This window comes from Bradyrhizobium betae (genome assembly GCF_008932115.1).
In the GTDB taxonomy this organism is placed as follows: domain Bacteria; phylum Pseudomonadota; class Alphaproteobacteria; order Rhizobiales; family Xanthobacteraceae; genus Bradyrhizobium; species Bradyrhizobium betae.
On record NZ_CP044543.1, the window covers coordinates 3,909,480 to 3,928,712 of the forward strand.

The following is a 19,233-nucleotide window of genomic DNA, read 5'->3' on the forward strand; positions in this document are numbered from 1 at the left end:
CCGATCGGGAGGAGACAGCGTACGCTACGGCTTGGCGTCGCCTGCGTGCAGCACCACCTTGCAGGCGGCCGGCATCTGGGCCAGCGTCATCGGCGGCTTCGGCTTGGGCGGTTCCGGCGGCGGCTTCGGGTGCAGCACGCCGTCGCTGAACCAATAGGCGAGATCGGCCGGCTTGCAGCCTTCGTCCTCGGACTGCGACGGCTGGCCCTCGCATTCGCCTGATCCCGCCGGGCAGTGCATCCGGATGTGGAAATGATAATCGTGGCCCCACCACGGCCGGATCTTCGACAGCCAGGAACGGTCGCCCTTGGCGTCGCGGCACAGCGCCTTCTTGATCGCGGCATTGACGAAGATGCGCTGCACCGCCGGTTCCTGCGCGGCGTCGCGCAGCACCAGCACGTGGGCAGGCGTGAACACCTTCGGGTCGATGTCGAGCCGGTCCTGCCGCACCATCATCACCGCCGACATCTCCTCGCGCTCCTCGCGCGAGAGCCGGCGGTCCGGCATCGGCGTCAGCCAGATGTCGGCGTCGAGCCCGATCTGGTGGCTGGCATGGCCTGACAGCGCCGGCCCGCCGCGCGGCTGGGCGATGTCGCCGACCAGGAGGCCGGGCCAGCCGGAATCCTTGCTCGCTTTGGCTGCCAGCCGCTTGATCAGCGCGATCATGTCGGGGTGGCCGAAATTGCGGTTACGCGACAGCCGCATCACCTGCCAATGGTCGCCGTTGAGCGGCATCGGCATGGCGCCGCCGATGCAGCCCTTGGTGTAGGAGCCGATGACATGGGCCGGCCCCTTCGACGGCAACAGCTTGCGCGCAAACAGCTCCTTGGCGCCGAGCGTGGGATCATCGGGGTTGGCGAGCGGCGGCAGGGGTTTTGGCGTGACGCTGCCCTTGTCCTGGGCCAGCGCGTCGCCGGCGGCCAGGAACGTCATGACGAGCAGGAGAGGGGCGAGGCGGCGGGGACTCATGCTGATCTCCTTATAGCCGAACGCCGTCTCAGGGTTAACAATCAGGCTTGCAGCCAACGGCGGCCTCACGCTGTCTTTACAGCCGCGGGCTCGGTGCGCATCACGACCATCCGGGATCGCGCGAAAGTTCTGGATTTCGCGCCGTCCGGTCGCTTTTTTAACAGCGCGATAACCGTATCCTGCGTTGACCATTATTCGTGCGCGGATCGAGATTCGCCTGTCTCATGCATGCAATCGGACGCGGCTCCGGAATTGATTCATGGAGAGCGCGCGTTTTTGCACCACCTCTCGCTCCGATTGCGACGAGGGAACAGGCTCGCCGCGCCCGTCGATGCCCCTCGCGCCTCTCAAACAGGCAAAACGGCCTGTCTGCGAGCCGGCGGTTCCGTGGCCAGTCCGCCGAAGATTACTTTTTTTTCAGACACTTGCCTCAAAGCTTGCGGCCGCTGGACGCGGCTAGGACGAGTGAAGTTGGGTTTGGGGTCTCGAAAGACAAAAAAGCGAAAGCAGAACGTGCTTGCGAAGGCTGGCCGACAGCCGCGCAAGCCGCGATTCGCGCGCGCACCTCATCGGCCCGTTGAAGATCAGGCGCTGGTGAAAAGCCGCGCGGAAGCCGAAGCGGCCATCGCCGAGGCGCGCAAATCGCATGAGCGGCTGCGTCAGGCCGTCGACCTGCTGCCGCAGGGCATCGTGATCCTCGATCCCGAAGGCCGCTACGTTCTCTGGAACAAGCAATATTCCGAGATCTACAGCAAGACCGCCGATCTCTTCAAGGAAGGCGCGCGGCTGGAGGACACGCTGCGCGTCGGCGTTGCCCGCGGCGACTATCCGGATGCCGCCGGCCACGAGGACGAGTGGATCGCGCAGCGGTTGAAGAAGCTCTACGAGCCCGGCAAGCGGCATGAGCAGACGCTGTCGGACGGCCGTGTCATCCTGATCGAGGAGCGCCGCACCGATGACGGCGGCGTGGTCGGCCTGCGTGTCGACATCACCGAGCTGAAGCAGCGCGAGGCCTCGTTCCGGCTGCTGTTCGACGGCAATCCCGTGCCCATGATCGTCTGCGCGCTGGACGACGAGCGCATCCTCGGCGTCAACGACGCCGCGGTCGCCCATTACGGCTATAGCCGCGCCGAGTTCGAGCGGCTGAAGATCCGCTCCCTGCAGGCGTTCGACAGCGAGCCGCCCTGGACCATCGATCGGTCCAGCGACGAGCAGGCGGCGCGCACCTGGAAGCACGTCAAGGCGGACGGCGCGCTGATCGATCTTGCGATCTATTCGCGCGAATTGACCTATGCCGAGCGGCCGGCGGTGCTGCTCGCGCTGATGGACATCACCGAGCGCAAGCGCGCCGAGGCGCGGCTCGCCTTCATGGCCCAGCATGATGGGCTCACCGGCCTGCCCAACCGCAATCTGCTGCGCCAGCAGGTCGACGAGATGCTGCAGTACATGCGGCGCAGCTCCGACAAGGTCGCGCTGCTGATGCTGGGGCTGGACAATTTCAAGGCGGTCAACGACACGCTCGGCCATGCGGTCGGCGACAAGCTGCTCCGCGGCGTCGCCAAGCGGCTGCGCTCGACCCTGCGCGAGGAGGACGCGCTGGCGCGGCTGAACTCCGACGAGTTCGCCATCGTGCAAAGCGGCCTGACCCGGCCCGAAGACGCGGTGATCCTCGCCAAGCGCCTGCTGGAAGCCATCGCCGATCCCTATCTGCTCGACGGCCATTCCGTGGTGATCGGCGCCTCCATCGGCATCGCGATGGCCCCCGGCGACGGCGACGATTCCGAAAAGCTGCTCAAGAGCGCCGACATGGCGCTGTCGCGCGCCAAGGCCGATGCGCGCGGCACCTTCGCCTTCTTCGAGGCCGCGCTCGATGCAAAAGCGCAGAGCCGCCGCAAGATCGAGGTCGAGCTGCGTGACGCCATCCAGAACGACGTGCTCCGCCCGTATTACCAGCCGCTGATCGACCTTACGAGCGGGCGCATCACCGGCTTCGAGGCGCTGGTGCGCTGGCCGCATGCCGAGCGCGGCATGGTCTCGCCGGCCGAGTTCATTCCGGTGGCCGAGGAAACCGGCCTGATCAATCCACTCGGCGGGCTGATGCTGCGCCGTGCCTGCCTCGACGCCGCGACCTGGCCGGACGACGTCCGCGTCGCCGTCCATCTGTCGCCGCTGCAGTTCCGCAGCGGCAATCTGCTCTCGGTGGTGACCGACGCGCTGAAGCATTCCGGCCTGCCGCCGCGGCGGCTCGAGCTCGAGATCACCGAGACGCTGCTGCTGGAGAAGAGCGCGCAGGTGCTGGCGACGCTGCATGCGCTGCGCGCGCTCGGCGTGCGTATCTCGATGGACGATTTCGGCACCGGCTATTCCAGCCTCAGCTATTTGCGCAGCTTCCCGTTCGACAAGATCAAGATCGACCAGTCCTTCGTGCGCGATCTCGGCGCCAACCGCGAGGCCCAGGCGATCATCCGCTCGATCGTCAGCCTCGGCAAAGGCTTGGGCGTCACCATCACCGCCGAAGGCGTCGAGACCGAGGCCGAGCTGAGCTGCCTGCGAGCCGAAGGCTGCGACGAGGGCCAGGGCTTTCTGTTCAGCAAGGCCCGGCCCAACGTCGAGATCATCAGCCTGCTGAAGGCGCAGCGCGGCATCGACGGCGATGAGGAAGACGCCGCGATGGTGGCGTGAGGCTGCGAGCTGTCGCGATCCGAAAAGGTCGTCATGCCCGGGACAAGCCCGGCCATGACGAAGGGTGATTGGCGGTGCCCCCTCCCGCAAGCGGGAGAGGTTTAAGCGAGCCCGCGGCTCGTCTGTCCTAACTCAAAGCCGAAGCCTTACGCCGCCCGCAGCCCCGCCAAAAACGTATCCACGCTCGTCTTCAGCGCCGATGCGTGCTGCCCGAGCTCGCCCGAGGCGACCATCACATTGCCGGCCAGGGCGCGCGATTGATCCGCGGCCTGGCTCGCGCCGGCGACATTGGCGGAGACGTCGGTGGTGCCCGCGGAGGCCTGCTGCACGCTGCGGGCGATCTCCCGCGTCGCCGAGCCCTGCTCTTCGACCGCGGCGGCAATTGTCGTGGTGATGCCGCTGATTTCGCGGATGGTGTCGCTGATGCCCGAGATGGCGGTGACGCAATTGCCGGTCGCGACCTGGATCGCGTTGACCTGACTTGCGATCTCGTCGGTCGCCTTCGCGGTCTGGCTGGCCAGCTCCTTCACCTCGGAGGCGACGACGGCAAAGCCGCGGCCGGCCTCGCCCGCGCGCGCCGCCTCGATGGTGGCGTTGAGGGCCAGCAGATTGGTCTGGCTCGCGATCTCGCTGATCAGCCGCAGCACGTCGCCGATGCGCTCGGCGGCGCCGGCAAGGCTGGTGACCATCTCGGTGGTTTCGGCCGCCTTGACCACTGCGCCGCTCGCGACCTGGCTGGAATGGGTGACCTGACGGCCGATCTCGCTGACCGACGAGGCCAGTTCCTCGGTCGCCGCGGCAACCGCATTCACGCTGGTCGAGGCTTCCTCGGACGCCGTCGCCGCGGCGGATGCGCGCTGCGAGGTGCCGTTGACGCTTGCAGTGATCTCGCCGGCGACGCTCTGCATGCCCTCGGTGGCCCTGGCGACCGCCGCGACCACGCCCTTGACGTCGGCCTCGAAACGGTCGGCCATCTGGCGCTGCAGCGCCTGCTTCTCGACCTCCGCCCTGGCCTTGTCGGCCTCCTGCGCCTCGCGCATCGCGACCGATTCGAGCATGTTGCGGCGGAACATCTCGACCGCCTTGGCCATGGTGCCGAGCTCGTCCGGGCGCTCGCTGCCGGGAATGGTGACGCTGGTGTCGCCGCTGGACAGCCGGTTCATGACGGCCGTGATCGCGGTGAGCGGGCGCGACAGGCCGCGTCCGAGCAGCAGCGCCAGCACGATCGCAACGGCCAGGATCGCGACCGTGCCGAGGATCAGATTGCGCTCGGCGGTAGCGAACGCGGCCTCGTATTCCGTCGTGTCCTTGATGATCTCGAGCACGCCGACCGGCGCTCCCGCATAGTTCCTGATCGGGCCGGCGTAGACTGCGACAGGATGACCGTCGAGCTCGGCCTCACGCAGCAGCGGAGTGCCGTCGACCGCCGCTTTCAGTTCGTCCGGCTTGGCGACGGCATTCTCGCCGAAGGTCGAGGACAGCTTGTTCAAATTCTTGCCGTCGACGGAGTAGACCGCAAGGTCGATTCCGAAGCGCTTTTTGGCCCGGTCGACGAATTCCTTGCCGAAAGCGGCGCCGACATCGACATTGGCGAGGTTCTTGCCGTCGCGAACGATCGGCGTCATGCCGAAGATGCCGAGCGCCTCGCGGCCGGGCTCGACCCCGACGATCTGGCGGCCGGTTTTCAGCGCCTCAACCACGGTGGCGCGGCGCGCAGAGACGTCGTCACCGAAGGTTTTGGGCGTGTGGACGCGGAAGAATGAGATCGCCGGCGGAAGCTGGAAGGTGATCAGCGGAATGCCCTGCGCCTTCAGCGCCTTGTTGGCGTCGCCGAGCAGCGCGAGCAGGCTGTCGCGGTCGCCCTTGGCGATGGCGTCGCCAACCGGCGGCAGGGCGGCAATCACGGACGAGACCGCCAGCGCCGCGCGCCCCTCATAGTCGATCGCCGCGATCACGCTCTCATATTGCAGCTTGAGCTGCTGATCGAGCGCCATTCGTGTCAGCGCCCGCTGCTGGGTGATCGAGAAGCCGGAGAGGATGGCGCAGGCCACCGCAACCGTGAGCGCGATGGCGAGAATCAGGCGAGCGGCAATCGACTTGAGCTTGATCATCAGAATTCCCATGCATTTCCAAAATCTTGCTTTTGTCGAACGCTGTCAGAAATTGCTTAACAACAAGGACGGCACAGCCTCCGTGTTTCAACGGGGGCCGTCCCATCCTTCTGCATGACTCAATGCAGTGGGTGCATGGAGAGCGCGGTCATTCGCCGCAAGCAGGGACGGTGCGCCGGCGCTTCGCCCGCCTGAGACTATCGGTTTTCGGCAAGGATCGCCTTGCCGACGTCCTCGTCAGGACCCTGCATTGACGCAGATCAACACCCCCGGATCGATCCGGATCTATCTAAAGCCTGTAAATCACATGCGAAGTTTGGACTGATGCTCTCGCTCCATCGGGTGAAGTGCTCGCGGCGCCGATGGCGGATGCCGGGCCCAATTCTGCTTGCGCTCGCGCTTGCCGGTCTGCCTTGCGTTGCGATCGCAGATGACGAGGTGAAGCTCACCGCGGTGCAGGCTCAGAACCTCGGGGTCCGCGTGACCCACCCGATCTCGAGCCGGACCGATCAGACACTGCCCTATCCGGCGCAGATCGTGATTCCGACCCCGCAATTATGGGTGGTGAGTGCGCCGGTCGCCGGCATGGTCACCAATCTGGCGGTCGCGCGCGGCGATCGGGTCATCGCCGGACAGCCGCTGGTAACCCTGCAGAGCCCGAGCTTCGTCTCGCTGCAGCGCGACTATCTGCAAGCCGTCGCGCAGGAGGTTCTCGCCAACAATCAGCTGAGGCGGAATGCCGATCTGTTCGAGGGCAAGGCGGTGCCACAGCGCGTTCTGGAGGCCAGCCAGACCGAAGCTCGCCAGGCCGGCATCGTGCTCGCCGAGCGGCGGCAAATGCTTCATCTGAGCGGCATGTCGGACGAGGCGATCTCCCGCCTGATCAACGACGCCGCGATCATCGCCACGCTGACCGTCCACGCCCCGCAGGCGGCTTCCGTCGTCGACATCGCGGTCTCCCCGGGGCAGCGGCTGGAGCAGGCGGCGCCGCTGGTGAAGCTGGCGCGGCTTTCACCGGTATGGGCCGAGATTGCGATTCCCGCGTCGAGCATCCGGGCCGTCCAGGCCGGCGCGAAGGTCGAGATCGAGGGTTATGATGCGCCGGGCCGTGTCATCCTGGTGTCCGAGACGACCGACGCGGCAAGCCAGACCATCCTGGTTCGCGCGGAGATGCCGAACGACGGCGGCGGGCTGCGCCCCGGCCAGACCGCAACGGCGCGCATCAGCTTTCTCTCCGCGGGCGAAAGCGCCTGGGAGATTCCCTATAGCGGCCTCGTTCGCCGCGGCGAGCAGACCTCGGTTTTTGTGGCCATCGCCGGCGGCTTCCGTCTCGTTCCCGTCACGTTGCTCGCCGAGGACCAGGATCATGTCGTGGTCGCAGGTCCGGTCACCGACAAGGACGAGATCGCGATCGGTGGCATTTCGGCGCTGCGGGGCATTCTGTCGCGACTCGGAGCTGGCCAGTAATGCTGCAGCGTCTGGTCGCATTTGCGCTGTCGCAGCGGCTGTTCGTTGCACTCGGCGTGCTGCTGCTGGTCGGCGCCGCCGCGGTGTTTCTCCCGGGCCTTCCGATCGACGCCTTTCCGGACGTGTCTCCGGTCCAGGTGAAGATCATCATGAAAGCCCCGGGCCTGACCCCGGAAGAGGTCGAGCAGCGCATTACCGTTCCGATCGAGCTCGAGCTGCTCGGGCTTCCCGACAAGAAGATTCTCCGCTCCACCACCAAATACGCGCTGGCCGACATCACCGTCGATTTCGAGGACGGCACCGACATCTACTGGGCCCGCAACCAGGTCTCCGAGCGCCTGTCCAACATCGCGCGCGATTTTCCGGAAGGCGTCAGCGGCGGACTGGCGCCGATCACCAGCCCGCTCGGCGAGATGTTCATGTTCACCATCGACAGCGCCGAATTGTCGCTGGCCGAGCGGCGAACCCTGCTCGATTGGGTGATCCGCCCCGCGCTGCGTACCGTCCCCGGTGTGGCCGACGTCAACTCGCTCGGCGGCCATGTGCGGGCGTTCGAGATCGTTCCTCTGGCCGACGCGCTCGCAGCCCGCGGGATTTCCTCCGAGCTGTTCCGGCGGGCCATCGAGGCCAACAGCCGCAACGACGGGGCCGGGCGCGTGAACCAGGGCGAGGATAGCTCGCTGGTGCGCATCGAGGGCAGCATTCGGACCATCGACGACATCCGGGCCATCGTCATCGACACCCGCGAGGGGGTTCCGATTCGGGTCAACGACGTGGCGCGCGTCAGGGTCGGCGCGCTGACGCGCTACGGCGCCGTCTCCTCCGACGGCCATGGTGAAACGGTGGAAGGCCTCGTGCTTGGCCTGCGCGGTGCCAATGCCGGCCAGCTCGTGCGGGACGTCCGGGCCCGCCTCGATGAATTGCAGCCGTCGTTGCCGAAGAGCGTCTCCATCAACGTGTTCTATGACCGCAGCCGGCTGGTCGGACGCGCCGTCGGAACGGTGGTACGGGCTCTTGGCGAAGCCACCGTGCTCGTCGTGGTCCTCCTGCTGCTGTTTCTCGGCAATTGGCGCGCCTCGTTGGTGATCGCGCTCAGCCTGCCGCTGGCCATCGTCATTGCGCTTCTCGCCATGCGCGCGGTCGGCATGTCCGCCAATTTGATGAGCCTCGGTGGCCTCGCGATCGCGATCGGCATGCTGATCGACGCGCTGGTCGTCGTCGTCGAGAACATCGTCGGCAATCTCGGCAAGCACGAGCCCGGAAAGGGCCCGCCGCTGATCCATATCATATTTCGGTCGGTCTGCGAGGTGCTGCAGCCGGTCGCCTCCGGCGTGCTGATCATCATCATCGTGTTCGTGCCCTTGCTGACGCTGCAGGGGCTCGAGGGCAAGCTCTTCATTCCCGTCGCGCTCGCCATCATCTTCGCGCTCGCCGGCTCGCTGCTGCTTGCTCTCACCGTCGTTCCGGTCGCAACCTCCTTCCTGCTCAAATCCGCAAGCCATGGCGATCCGCTGCTGATCCGCCTCGCGCAGCGTGTCTATGCGCCGGCGCTGGACTGGGCCCTGAAGAACGAACGCAAGGTCGTCATCGTCGCGCTACTGGGGCTCGTCGCGGCGGGCTACGCCTACACGCAGCTCGGCAAGACCTTCATGCCGACCATGGATGAAGGCGACGTCATCGTCAGCGTGGAGACACTTCCGTCCGTCAATCTCGATGAATCCATGGCCATCAATGCCAGGCTGCAATCGGCCCTCATGAAAGTGCCCGACGTGGCCGGCATCGTCGCCCGGACCGGCTCGGACGAGCTTGGTCTTGATCCCATGGGGCCCAACCAGACCGATACGTTTCTGGTGCTCAAGCCCGTGGACGAGAGGAAGACCCGGGACCGGACGGAGCTCCTGCAGGTCCTGCGCGATGTGCTGGCGGATTTCCCGGGCCTGTCGCTCAGCTTCACCCAGCCGATCGACATGCGCGTGCAGGAGATGATCAGCGGCGTGCGCGGCGACGTCGCGGTCAAGATCTTCGGCACCGACATCGGCCAGCTCAACGACATCGCGACGAAGCTCTCCTCGATCCTGTCGAGTGTCGACGGCGCGGAAGACGTCTACACGACCATCAACGAGGGCGCCCAATACTACACGGTCGCCGTGAACCGGATGGAAGCCGGCCGCCTCGGGCTGACCGTGGATGCCATCTCCAACGCGCTTCGCACCCAGATCGAGGGGCGAATCATCGGGACGGCGCTGGAGGACGGCCGCCGCACGCCGATCCTGGTCCGCGGCAGCGAGACGACGCGGGAAGCGCCGACGCTGCTCGCGAGCCTGCCGCTGACGCTGGCGTCCGGGCAGCATGTTGCGCTGTCGCAGGTCGCCCGCATCCAGCGGGTCGATGGCCCCGTCAAGATCGACCGCGAGAACGGCAACCGGATGAGCGTCGTCCGCGCCAACGTCCGTGGCCGCGACATGGTCGGCTTCGTGCAGGCGGCCCAGCAGAAGGTCACCGCCGAGCTCCCTCTGCCGAAGGGCTATCGGCTCACCTGGGGCGGACAGTTCGAGAACCAGCAGCGCGCGGCCGCGCGCCTGTCGATCGTGGTGCCCGTCGCGATCGGCCTCATCTTCGTGCTGCTGTTCACCACCTTCGGCTCCGTGCGCCACGCCTTGCTGGTGCTCGTGAACATCCCCTTTGCGCTGATCGGCGGCGTCTTTGCGCTGGTGTCGACCGGTGAATATCTGTCGGTGCCGGCGTCCGTCGGCTTCATCGCGCTGCTCGGCATCGCGGTCCTGAACGGCGTCGTGCTGGTCTCGTATTTCAACCAGTTGCGCGCGCATGGTCTGGCCGAGGAGCGCATCGTCATCGACGGCGCCAGGCGGCGGCTGCGGCCGGTGCTGATGACCGCGAGCATCACCGCGCTCGGACTGATCCCGCTGCTGTTTGCTACGGGGCCGGGATCGGAGATCCAGCGCCCCCTCGCCATCGTGGTGATCGGGGGCCTGTTGTCCTCGACGCTACTGACCCTGATCCTGCTGCCGATCCTGTATCGCCGGTTCGGCGGCGCTGCCAAGGCGGCCAAATGACCAGCGAAACGGTCTGCCTCACCCTGATCGCCGCGCGCCAGCTTCGAGACGAACTGTTCGACTATCTCAGCGAGCAGGCCGATCTGGTGCCGGGTTTCACGGCCTCTGACGCAGCGGGACACGGCGCCAACGTCAGGCTGCAGAGCCCGGAGGAACGCGTCAAGGGGCATGCCGACCAGGTTCTCGTCCGGATCGTCCTGCCAAACGCTGCTGCCGAGCGCCTGCTGGAGCGGCTCAAGGTCTCGTTTGCCGGGACCAACCTCGTCTATTGGGTGATGCCGGTTGAGGACTTCGGCATCATCGATTGATGGGCTGGCGGTGCACGCGCCGCTTGCAGGTTCAGGCCGAGGCGCGGCCGAGGTCGAGCGTTGGCCTTCGGTTGGTCGGGAAGCTCAGCGCCACTGCGACGGCGGCGAGCCCGATCGCGAAGGAGCCGACGTGCAGCCAAGTGTAGCGCTGGAAATTGTCGAACACGAGCCCGCCGGCCCACGGTCCGATTGCCATGCCAAGGCTGGCAAAGGCCGACACCGCGCCGAACACCGTGCCCATGATACGCGCGCCGAAGAATTCGCGGACCAGCACCGCATAGAGCGGCATCACCCCGCCATAGGCGAGGCCGAACACGACTGACAGCGCGTAGAACTCGCCGAGCTGCGCCACCGCAAGATAGGTCGCGATGCAGATCGCCTGCACGAACAGGCCGCCGACCAGCACCGGCTTTGCGCCGATGCGATCGGCCGCCGCGCCCAGCAGCAGGCGCCCGCCGAGCCCGGACACGCCGGCAACGCTGTAGACCGTCACCGCCGTAAGTGGTGCGATGCCGCAGACCATCGCATAGGACACCATGTGGAAGATCGGGCCGGAATGCGCGGCGCAGCAGGCGAAGTGCGCCGCCGCGAGCGCGATGAATTGAGGCGTCCGCAGCGCCTGCGCCGCGGTCAGCTCCATCCCTGGCGCCGCATCCGCGCTGGCAGGCCCTGTCGCGGCCGGCGCCGGCCGCACCAGGAAGCAGGCGGGGATCAGCAGCGCCCACGCAGCACAGCCGATCACCAGCATCGCGGTGCGCCAGTCATAGGCCGTGATCAGCCAGCTCGCGGTCGGCGCGATCGTCACCGGCGACACGCCCATGCCGGCCGAGACCAGTGCCACCGCGAGGCTGCGGTTCTTGTCGATCCAGGCGCTCGCGAGCGCCATCATCGGCGCGTAGAAGCTGCCGGCGGCAACACCGATCAGCACGCCGAAGCAGAGCTGGAACTGCCAAAGGCTGGTCGCCTGGCTCGCAGTCACGAGGCCAAGCCCCAGCAGCAGGCTTCCGGCAAGCACCACCATGCGGGTGCCAAACCGGTCGGACAGCGTGCCCCACAGGAACGCGGCCACGCCCATGCAGAGGAAATCGATCGTCGCCGCCGCCGACACGCCGGCGCGCGACCATCCCATCGCCTCCGAGATCGGCTGCAGGAACACCGCGAGCGACAGCATCGTGCCGAACCCGACACAGGTCATCAGCGCCCCCGCGGCGACCACGACCCAGCCATAGTTGAAGCCTGACGGCTTGCTCATGCGTTTCCTCGCGCTTTTGGTTTTGTTGGTGGTGCGCGCGGGGATGGTGGCGTATCCGGCGGTGGAGGGCAAGTCCGCGGTGCATTGCACGTCGCCTCGCGACAACAATTGCTGGTTTCTGATAATATCGCCAGCGAACCACGACCCTTGATGTCAGTAGATGACCGAAGCCATTATCCGCACTGCCATAGAACATGATCTGCTCGAGGTGCTGAAACTCTACCGGCATCTTCATCCGCACGATCCTCAGCTCGAGGCGGCTGATGCCGAGCGCGTCTGGTCGAGATTACTTGCATCCGGCTTCATGACCGTGATCGTAGCGCAAGCAGCGGAGCTGCTGGTTGCTTCCTGCACGCTTGCGATCGTGCCCAACTTGTCTCGCGGCGGCAGATCATACGGTGTGATCGAGAATGTTGTTACCCATGCCGATTACCGCCGCGTGGGGCTCGGTCGACGAGTGCTTGCCCATGCGCTGGAGATTGGTTGGCAGGCCGACTGCTACAAGGTTCTATTGGCAACGGGCTCAAAGCAGCAGAGCACTCTCCACTTCTATGAGGGAGCGGGCTTTGATCGTGGAAGCAAAACCTACTTCGAGGTGCGCCGCCCATGACGGCCACGGGCCACATGCTGACACCGTCCATCCGGAATGATAGCATCGCTCTCATCAGCGCACGCGTAAGCAAGGACGTGTGAGGGAGGCAGATACGATGACTCCGGGAGCGCTCCGCAGGCCGCACGTTTTCCGCATGCTTGTCCTGCCTATCATTCTCGCCTCCGCGGTCTGGTCGCCTTTGGCATCTGCGCAGGACGTCCGAAGCTCTCCCGGCGAGCCGGGGCCGGTGTTTTCGGATAGCGGCCCCGACGCTGATATCTATGGTGCGGCCGAGGGCTATCCCGTCGGCACGCGGGGGACCGCCACCCAGCTTGACAAGCTCGTCGGGGTCTACAGCCATTTCGGCGAGATCTATCCCTCGCGCCAGATCGGTCGCGCGGCGGCACCCTGGCAATTCAAGCGCGCGCCGGAGCCGTCGATCACCTACAGTTTCGGCACGGAACGGCTGAGCATCGCGGACTACCTGAAGCGTAACCCGGTGACGGGACTGCTGATCGCCAGGGACGACACCATCCTGTACGAGCACTATCAATATTCGCGGACCGATCACGACCGCTTTCTGTCGCAGTCCATGGCCAAGACGCTGGTCGCCATGCTGGTTGGGATTGCGGTCTCGGAGGGACGCATCAAGTCGATCGACGACCTCGTCTCGACCTACGTCCCTCGCCTTGCCGGAACGGAATATGGAAACACATCCATCCGGGCCCTGTTGAACATGTCGTCAGGCGTCGAATTCTCGGAAGAATATGACGGGCATGATGACATCGCCCGGCTTGGAAGAGCCCTGTTCGTCGAAGAGACGAAAGACCCCGCCGCCGTCGTCGCGCAATTCAATACCCGCACCTCACCGCCGGGGACCAAATGGCACTATGCAAGCGTGGAAACCGAGATCCTGGGCCTGGTCCTGCGCTCCGCTACCGGCACTCCCGTTGCCGACTATCTCCACGACCGGATCTGGGATGCCATCGGCACGGAAGCGGATGCGTCATGGGCGATCGATGGGAGCGGGCAGGAGATCGCCTTCTGCTGCTTCAACGCAACCTTGCGTGACTATGCGCGCCTGGCCCGGCTGCTCGCAAATGACGGCGTCTGGGAAGGCCGTCAGTTGATTCCCCGGCAGTGGCTGCTGGATGCCACCACCGTCAGGCCAGGCGACGGTCATCTCGCTCCGCGCGTGGCCACCCCCTATTTCGGCTACGGCTATCAGGTGTGGCTCCTCCCCGGCGAGCAGCGCAGATTTGCCCTGCTCGGCATCCGCGGTCAGGTCATCCTGGTCGATCCGGCCTCGAAGCTCGTCATGGTGCACACCGCCGTTCGCCAGAAGCCGTCGGAGCCCGGAGCCCTCAGGGAGCCGCTTGCGCTGTGGTCCGCCGTTCTCCAGCAGCTCGGGCATTGACCGCGGCGGCCGAGTTGTTCGCGGCAGTCGGTGGATGGTCAGGAGCTGCTCCACCGGCAATTTTTGAGATATCGACGACGCGACCATGTCGGCGCGGACGGGTCTCGACCGTCCTTGGATGGACACTCCCGGAGGTGCCGTGGATGAATCCGGCACATCTGAAGTGATGTTGTCACCGCGACTGTCAAACGAACTGGAGCAATGCATGAGGATCACCGTCGAAACCAGCGTAGCAGCCCCGATCGATCGGGTATGGGATGCCTATACGACGCCTGCCGACATCGTGAAGTGGAATGCCGCGTCCGACGACTGGCATACGACCAAGGCCACCGTTGACCTGCGGGAAGGCGGCGTCTTCTCGTCCCGGATGGAGGCCAAGGACGGCAGCATGGGTTTCGACTTCGCCGGCACCTACACGAAGATCGTCGAACACCGGCGGATCGAATACGCGTTCGGCGATCGCAAGGCCGAGGTGGAGTTCGTGCCTGGTCCGAATGGCATTGTCGTCCGCGTCGTCTTCGATGGCGAGACGACGCATTCGGTCGAGCAGCAGCAAGCCGGCTGGCAGGCGATCCTCGACAGCTTCGCGCGCTACGTCGAGGCGAAGCAAACGTCGTGATCGATCAAACGGTCGAAGGGAATGACGGGTGGTTGCATCACACACCCTGCAACTATGCCACCATACCCCTGTTTTGCCCGACGGGTCAACCGGATTTCGTAAAATCGAAAATTCGCAATGCCGCCAGGGAGGCGGCTACTGTGCATGGGGTTGTTTTCGCGTTCTTGTTTGCCGGCCCCGGATAGCCGGGCCTGACCAGTCTCGTTACGTGAAGACTGGTCCAGGCGGCAGCCTCAGCTGTCCACCTTCAGCGCGGCAATGAAAGCTTCCTGCGGGATGTCGACCTTGCCGAACTGCCGCATCTTCTTCTTGCCTTCCTTCTGCTTCTCCAGAAGTTTTCGTTTACGCGTGATGTCGCCGCCGTAGCACTTGGCGGTGACGTCCTTGCGCAGCGCGCGGACGGTTTCGCGCGCGATCACCTTGCCGCCGATCGCCGCCTGGATCGGGATCTGGAACATGTGCGGCGGGATCAGGTCCTTCATCTTCTCGACCATGGCGCGGCCGCGGCCTTCGGCGCGGGTGCGATGCACCAGCATCGAGAGCGCATCGACCGGTTCGTTGTTGACCAGGATCTGCATCTTGACCAGATCGGCCGGCTTGTAGTCGGTGAGATGATAGTCGAACGAGGCGTAGCCCTTGGAGACGGACTTCAGGCGGTCGTAGAAGTCGAACACGACTTCGTTGAGCGGCAGGTCGTATTTCACCATCGCGCGCGAGCCGACATAGGTCAGCTCCTTCTGCGAGCCGCGGCGGTCCTGGCACAGTTTCAGCACGCTGCCGAGATATTCGTCGGGGGTGAGGATCGTGGCCTCGATCCAGGGCTCCTGGATCTCCGCGATCTTGACCACGTCGGGCATGTCGATGGGATTGTGGATCTCGATCTCGGAGCCGTCGTTGAGCTTCATCTTGTAGATGACGCTCGGCGCGGTCGCGATCAGGTTGAGGTCGAACTCGCGCGACAGCCGCTCCTGGATGATCTCCAGGTGCAGCAGCCCGAGGAAGCCGCAGCGGAAGCCGAAGCCGAGTGCGGCCGAGGTTTCCATCTCGAACGAGAAGCTGGCGTCGTTCAGCCGCAGCTTGCCCATCGCGGCGCGCAGCGTCTCGAAGTCGTCGGCATCGACCGGGAACAGGCCGCAGAACACCACGGGGATCGCCGGCTTGAAGCCCGGCAGCATCTCGGTGACAGGCTTCCTGTCGTCGGTGATGGTGTCGCCGACGCGGGTGTCGGCCACTTCCTTGATCGCGGCGGTGATGAAGCCGATCTCGCCGGGACCGAGCTCGTCGACCTGCGTCATCTTCGGCGTGAAGAAGCCGACGCGCTCGACGTCATAGGCCGCACCGGTGCCCATCATGCGGACGCGGCTGCCCTTCTTCATGACGCCGTCGACGACGCGGATCAGCACGACGACGCCGAGATAGACGTCGTACCAGCTGTCGACCAGCAGCGCCTTCAGCGTCGCGTCGCGGTCGCCCTTCGGCGGCGGCAGGCGGGTGACGATGGCCTCCAGCACGTCGGGAACGCCGAGGCCGGTCTTGGCCGAGATCATCACCGCGTCGGAGGCGTCGATGCCGATGACGTCCTCGATCTGCTGCTTGACCTTCTCGGGCTCGGCGGCGGGAAGGTCGACCTTGTTCAGGACCGGAACGATCTCGTGATTGTTGTCGAGCGCCTGGTAGACGTTGGCCAGTGTCTGCGCCTCGACGCCCTGGCTGGCGTCGACCACCAGCAGAGAACCCTCGCAGGCCGCCAGCGACCGCGAGACTTCGTAGGCGAAGTCGACGTGGCCGGGCGTGTCCATCAGGTTGAAGATGTAGTCCTTGCCATCCTTGGCGCGGTAGGCGAGGCGCACCGTCTGCGCCTTGATGGTGATGCCGCGCTCGCGCTCGATGTCCATGGAATCGAGCACCTGCTCCTTGCCCGCCATCTCGCGGTCGGAGAGGCCGCCCGTCATCTGGATCAGGCGGTCGGCCAGCGTCGATTTGCCATGGTCGATATGAGCGACGATGGAGAAATTGCGGATGTTCGAAATCGGGACGGTCGTCATGGGCGCGGGATACCACTCACACCCCCGTGCGGCAACCATATTGCTGTATTTTCAGGGTCTTTCTTCACGGCAAGCTGATTCCACGACGGCCCAAAACGCGCTACGCAACGGCCCATGTTGACCACCTCTCTTCCCACCGCCAGGGCGCGTACCAGGACCCGGATCAGCTTTGGCCGCTTCCGGGCCTGGCTGGTTGCCAGCGCGACGGGGCCGGAGACGCGCCTGTGGCTGGTGATTCAGCTCGCGATCCTGCATGCGGTGCTCTGGACCTTCATCCTGATCAATCTCAAGGCGGCGCAGGACGTTCACATGGACGTCGCGGAAGCCTATGGCTGGGGCCAGAAATTCCTGCTCGGCTACGGCAAGCACCCGCCGCTGTCGGGCTGGGTCGCCGGCCTCTGGTTCACCGTGTTCCCGGCGACCGACTGGGCGACCTATGCGCTGGCGATGGCGACCGTCGGTGTCGGCATGGTGATCTGCTGGCTGCTGAGCTTGCGCGTCGTGGACGCGCGGCGCGCATTCCTGGTCGTGGTGATGCTCGCGCTCTACCCGATCTTCAACTTCAAGGGCTTCAAGTACAACCCGGACCTGCTGCAGCTCGTCACGCTGCCGCTTCTGGTGCTCGCCTATCTCAATGCCTTCGAGAAGCGGAGCTGGCAGTCCGGCATCTGGTTCGGGCTCGCCGGCGCGCTGGCGCTGATGACGAAATACTGGGTGCTGACCATGATCGGCGCCATCGGTCTTGCGGCGCTGATCCATCCGGAGCGGATGAGATTCCTGTTGTCGCCGGCCCCGTGGGTCGCGATCGCGACCATGGCGGTCGCGATGATCCCGCACATCGTCTGGCTCGCGGACGCGCATTTCGTGCCGCTGACCTATGCCGGCGACACCTACAGCCTCGAGGACAGCAGCCTCGTGCATCAGCTCGTCGCCGGCTACTTCCTGCATAATGTTGCGCTGCTGGCCTTGCCGGTGGCGCTCGCCGCGCTGGCCATGGCGCTGGTGCCGCATTGGTTCACGCTGCTGCTGCGCGCGCCCTCGCGTATCGTCACCAGGGCCTGGGCGCGCGGCGCCAATGCGGGCGTCGATCTCTCGCAGGCGCTGAACGTCTGGATCATCCAGATCATCGTCGCGGTCGGCCCGCCGCTCGGCGCGCTGGTCTTCAGCATCTACATGAAGACCGATTGGGGCATCTCGCTGTTCTTCCTGGTGCCGCTCGCGCTGGTCGCGATCCCCGCGCTGCGGGTGCAGCGCGCAGTGCTGGTCAACATCGTCGCAATCTGGCTCGTGCTCAGCGTCGCGACGCTCATGGCCTCGCCCTGGATCGCCGCGCGCGAGATGGCCGCCAATGCCGGCAACACCGCGACCTACGGCGCACGCTCGGATCTCGCACGCGAGCTGACGCAGGCCTGGCACGCGCGCTTCGCCTCGCGCTGGACGATCGTCGCGGGCACCATGGAGTCGATCCAGCCGATGGTGTTCTACAGCCCCGATCATCCCACCGCATTCGTGCCGATCGAAGCCTGGGATTCCGGACTGATCTCGCGCGACGACATCAAGACATCTGGCTTCATCGGCGTGTTCGATCCGACCGACGGCCGCCTGCCGGCGTTCGAGAAATGGGTGTCGGAGACCGCGCCGAACGCCGAGCGCATCGTGATGACCACGCGCCGCTTCACTCGCGGCAAGGCCGGCCCGTCGATGAGCTGGAACATCTACATCGCGCCGCCGGCGAAGTGATTGAGGTCTCGTAGGGTGGGCAAAGCGAAGCGTGCCCACCACATCTCACAATGATCGAAAGATGGTGGGCACGGCGCGTTGCGCCTTTGCCCACCCTACGGCACCGAGCGTGTGGCTCAGATCCCTTCCTCGTTGAACTTGCTTTCAACGAGCTCCGTGATCGCCGCGAGCGCGGCATCCGCTTCGGCGCCGGCCGCGGCCACCGTGATCGTCGTGCCCGGTCCGGCCGCGAGCATCATCAGGCCCATGATCGAGGTGCCGCCGACGGTCTCGCCGCCGCGTGTCACCCACACCTGCGCGTTGAAGCGCTCGACCGCCTGGACGAACTTCGCCGAGGCACGCGCATGCAGGCCGCGCTTGTTGATGATCAGGAGGTCCTTGGAGATCGCGCCCGCGGGCACGCCCGACCCGGCTTGCGACGCGTCGTCGCTCATTTGCCGGCGAGCACGCGGCTGGCGATGGTGACGTATTTGCGGCCCGCTTCCTGGGCCATCGCGATCGCGTCAGGCAGCGCACGCTCTTCGCGCACCTTGGCGAGCTTCACCAGCATGGGAAGGTTGATGCCCGCGAGGACTTCGACCTTCGGCCGGCTCATGCAGGATATCGCCAGGTTGGACGGCGTGCCGCCGAACATGTCGGTGAGGATCGCAACCCCATCGCCGGAATCGACGCGGTTAACCGCCTCGATGATGTCGCTTCGACAGAGATCGGAATCATCTTCGGCGCCGATCGTGATCGCTTCGATTTGCTTTTGTGGGCCCATGACATGCTCAAGCGCTGCCTTGAACTCGTCGGCAAGGCGCCCGTGGGTCACAAGTACTAGACCAATCATCGGAAAACTCCTCGCGGGCGCTTTTGGTGCACCGCACGAACGCGCCACTTTGACCATCCAGAGCCCCCGCGCAAGGGGGGATGTTGCGTATCTCCCTGAATCTAGACGGATGGATAAGGGGAGCT

General features: G+C 65.5%; 14 protein-coding genes. 8 read left to right on the forward strand and 6 right to left on the reverse strand.

The features are described from left to right. Positions 1-24 precede the first annotated feature (24 nt). A complete protein-coding gene (gene mepA / locus F8237_RS18650; protein ID WP_151646767.1) occupies positions 25-969 on the reverse strand; it encodes a penicillin-insensitive murein endopeptidase in 945 nt (314 codons plus the stop codon). A 513-nt stretch (positions 970-1,482) separates the two neighbouring features. On the opposite strand from mepA, the gene F8237_RS18655 reads away from it, so the two are divergent. Further along, on the forward strand, positions 1,483-3,651 hold the full coding sequence (locus F8237_RS18655; protein ID WP_151646769.1) for an EAL domain-containing protein: 2,169 nt from the start codon (positions 1,483-1,485) through the stop codon (positions 3,649-3,651). 146 nt (positions 3,652-3,797) lie between these two features. On the opposite strand, the gene F8237_RS18660 is transcribed toward F8237_RS18655, so the two are convergent. Then, positions 3,798-5,762: a methyl-accepting chemotaxis protein gene (locus F8237_RS18660; RefSeq protein WP_151646771.1), complete on the reverse strand. Its 1,965-nt coding sequence runs from the start codon at positions 5,760-5,762 to the stop codon at positions 3,798-3,800. 369 nt (positions 5,763-6,131) lie between these two features. Here F8237_RS18660 and F8237_RS18665 point away from each other — a divergent pair, with 369 nt between their 5' ends. From F8237_RS18665 to F8237_RS18675, 3 genes are read left to right on the forward strand one after another with little or no spacing between them, the layout of a single operon-like run. Continuing rightward, complete coding sequence (locus F8237_RS18665) at positions 6,132-7,229, forward strand: efflux RND transporter periplasmic adaptor subunit (protein WP_162006112.1); 1,098 nt, start codon at positions 6,132-6,134, stop codon at positions 7,227-7,229. Then, entirely contained in the window at positions 7,229-10,303 is a 3,075-nt protein-coding gene (locus F8237_RS18670) for an efflux RND transporter permease subunit (protein WP_151646775.1), read from the forward strand. The genes F8237_RS18665 and F8237_RS18670 overlap by 1 nt, the downstream gene beginning before the upstream one ends. Next, a complete protein-coding gene (locus F8237_RS18675; protein ID WP_151646777.1) occupies positions 10,300-10,611 on the forward strand; it encodes a DUF3240 family protein in 312 nt (103 codons plus the stop codon). The genes F8237_RS18670 and F8237_RS18675 overlap by 4 nt, the downstream gene beginning before the upstream one ends. Before the next feature lie 31 nt (positions 10,612-10,642). On the opposite strand, the gene F8237_RS18680 is transcribed toward F8237_RS18675, so the two are convergent. Then, positions 10,643-11,863, reverse strand: coding sequence for an MFS transporter (locus F8237_RS18680; protein WP_151646779.1), 1,221 nt, complete (start codon positions 11,861-11,863; stop codon positions 10,643-10,645). 160 nt (positions 11,864-12,023) lie between these two features. Between F8237_RS18680 and F8237_RS18685 the strand changes: the two genes are divergently transcribed. The 3 genes from F8237_RS18685 to F8237_RS18695 all read left to right on the forward strand — a co-directional run bounded on the left by F8237_RS18685 (position 12,024) and on the right by F8237_RS18695 (position 14,491). Continuing rightward, positions 12,024-12,473, forward strand: coding sequence for a GNAT family N-acetyltransferase (locus F8237_RS18685; RefSeq protein ID WP_151646781.1), 450 nt, complete (start codon positions 12,024-12,026; stop codon positions 12,471-12,473). Between the two features lie 136 nt (positions 12,474-12,609). After that, positions 12,610-13,872, forward strand: coding sequence for a serine hydrolase domain-containing protein (locus F8237_RS18690; RefSeq protein ID WP_162006113.1), 1,263 nt, complete (start codon positions 12,610-12,612; stop codon positions 13,870-13,872). A gap of 205 nt (positions 13,873-14,077) precedes the next feature. Further along, a complete protein-coding gene (locus F8237_RS18695) occupies positions 14,078-14,491 on the forward strand; it encodes an SRPBCC family protein (RefSeq protein ID WP_151650600.1) in 414 nt (137 codons plus the stop codon). Between the two features lie 233 nt (positions 14,492-14,724). Here the strand turns inward: F8237_RS18695 and lepA are convergent, their stop codons facing one another. Further along, positions 14,725-16,536: a translation elongation factor 4 gene (lepA, locus tag F8237_RS18700; protein WP_151646783.1), complete on the reverse strand. Its 1,812-nt coding sequence runs from the start codon at positions 16,534-16,536 to the stop codon at positions 14,725-14,727. A 114-nt stretch (positions 16,537-16,650) separates the two neighbouring features. Here lepA and F8237_RS18705 point away from each other — a divergent pair, with 114 nt between their 5' ends. Beyond that, positions 16,651-18,276, forward strand: a complete 1,626-nt coding sequence (locus tag F8237_RS18705) for a glycosyltransferase family 39 protein (RefSeq protein ID WP_151646785.1) — start codon at positions 16,651-16,653, stop codon at positions 18,274-18,276. A gap of 116 nt (positions 18,277-18,392) precedes the next feature. Here the strand turns inward: F8237_RS18705 and F8237_RS18710 are convergent, their stop codons facing one another. After that, complete coding sequence (locus F8237_RS18710) at positions 18,393-18,710, reverse strand: HPr family phosphocarrier protein (RefSeq protein ID WP_151646787.1); 318 nt, start codon at positions 18,708-18,710, stop codon at positions 18,393-18,395. After that, entirely contained in the window at positions 18,707-19,108 is a 402-nt protein-coding gene (locus tag F8237_RS18715) for a PTS sugar transporter subunit IIA (RefSeq protein ID WP_011090868.1), read from the reverse strand. Before F8237_RS18715 ends, F8237_RS18710 begins: the two co-directional genes overlap by 4 nt. Positions 19,109-19,233 lie beyond the last annotated feature (125 nt).

Bases quoted from the DNA above. Each gene is read 5' to 3' on its own strand.
- mepA (WP_151646767.1), bottom strand. From the start codon at position 969: ATGAGTCCCCGCCGCCTCGCCCCTCTCCTGCTCGTCATGACGTTCCTG.
- F8237_RS18660 (WP_151646771.1), bottom strand. From the start codon at position 5,762: ATGATCAAGCTCAAGTCGATTGCCGCTCGCCTGATTCTCGCCATCGCG.
- F8237_RS18665 (WP_162006112.1), top strand. From the start codon at position 6,132: ATGCCGGGCCCAATTCTGCTTGCGCTCGCGCTTGCCGGTCTGCCTTGC.
- F8237_RS18670 (WP_151646775.1), top strand. From the start codon at position 7,229: ATGCTGCAGCGTCTGGTCGCATTTGCGCTGTCGCAGCGGCTGTTCGTT.
- F8237_RS18675 (WP_151646777.1), top strand. From the start codon at position 10,300: ATGACCAGCGAAACGGTCTGCCTCACCCTGATCGCCGCGCGCCAGCTT.
- F8237_RS18680 (WP_151646779.1), bottom strand. From the start codon at position 11,863: ATGAGCAAGCCGTCAGGCTTCAACTATGGCTGGGTCGTGGTCGCCGCG.
- F8237_RS18685 (WP_151646781.1), top strand. From the start codon at position 12,024: ATGACCGAAGCCATTATCCGCACTGCCATAGAACATGATCTGCTCGAG.
- F8237_RS18690 (WP_162006113.1), top strand. From the start codon at position 12,610: ATGCTTGTCCTGCCTATCATTCTCGCCTCCGCGGTCTGGTCGCCTTTG.
- F8237_RS18695 (WP_151650600.1), top strand. From the start codon at position 14,078: ATGAGGATCACCGTCGAAACCAGCGTAGCAGCCCCGATCGATCGGGTA.
- lepA (WP_151646783.1), bottom strand. From the start codon at position 16,536: ATGACGACCGTCCCGATTTCGAACATCCGCAATTTCTCCATCGTCGCT.
- F8237_RS18705 (WP_151646785.1), top strand. From the start codon at position 16,651: ATGTTGACCACCTCTCTTCCCACCGCCAGGGCGCGTACCAGGACCCGG.
- F8237_RS18710 (WP_151646787.1), bottom strand. From the start codon at position 18,710: ATGAGCGACGACGCGTCGCAAGCCGGGTCGGGCGTGCCCGCGGGCGCG.
- F8237_RS18715 (WP_011090868.1), bottom strand. From the start codon at position 19,108: ATGATTGGTCTAGTACTTGTGACCCACGGGCGCCTTGCCGACGAGTTC.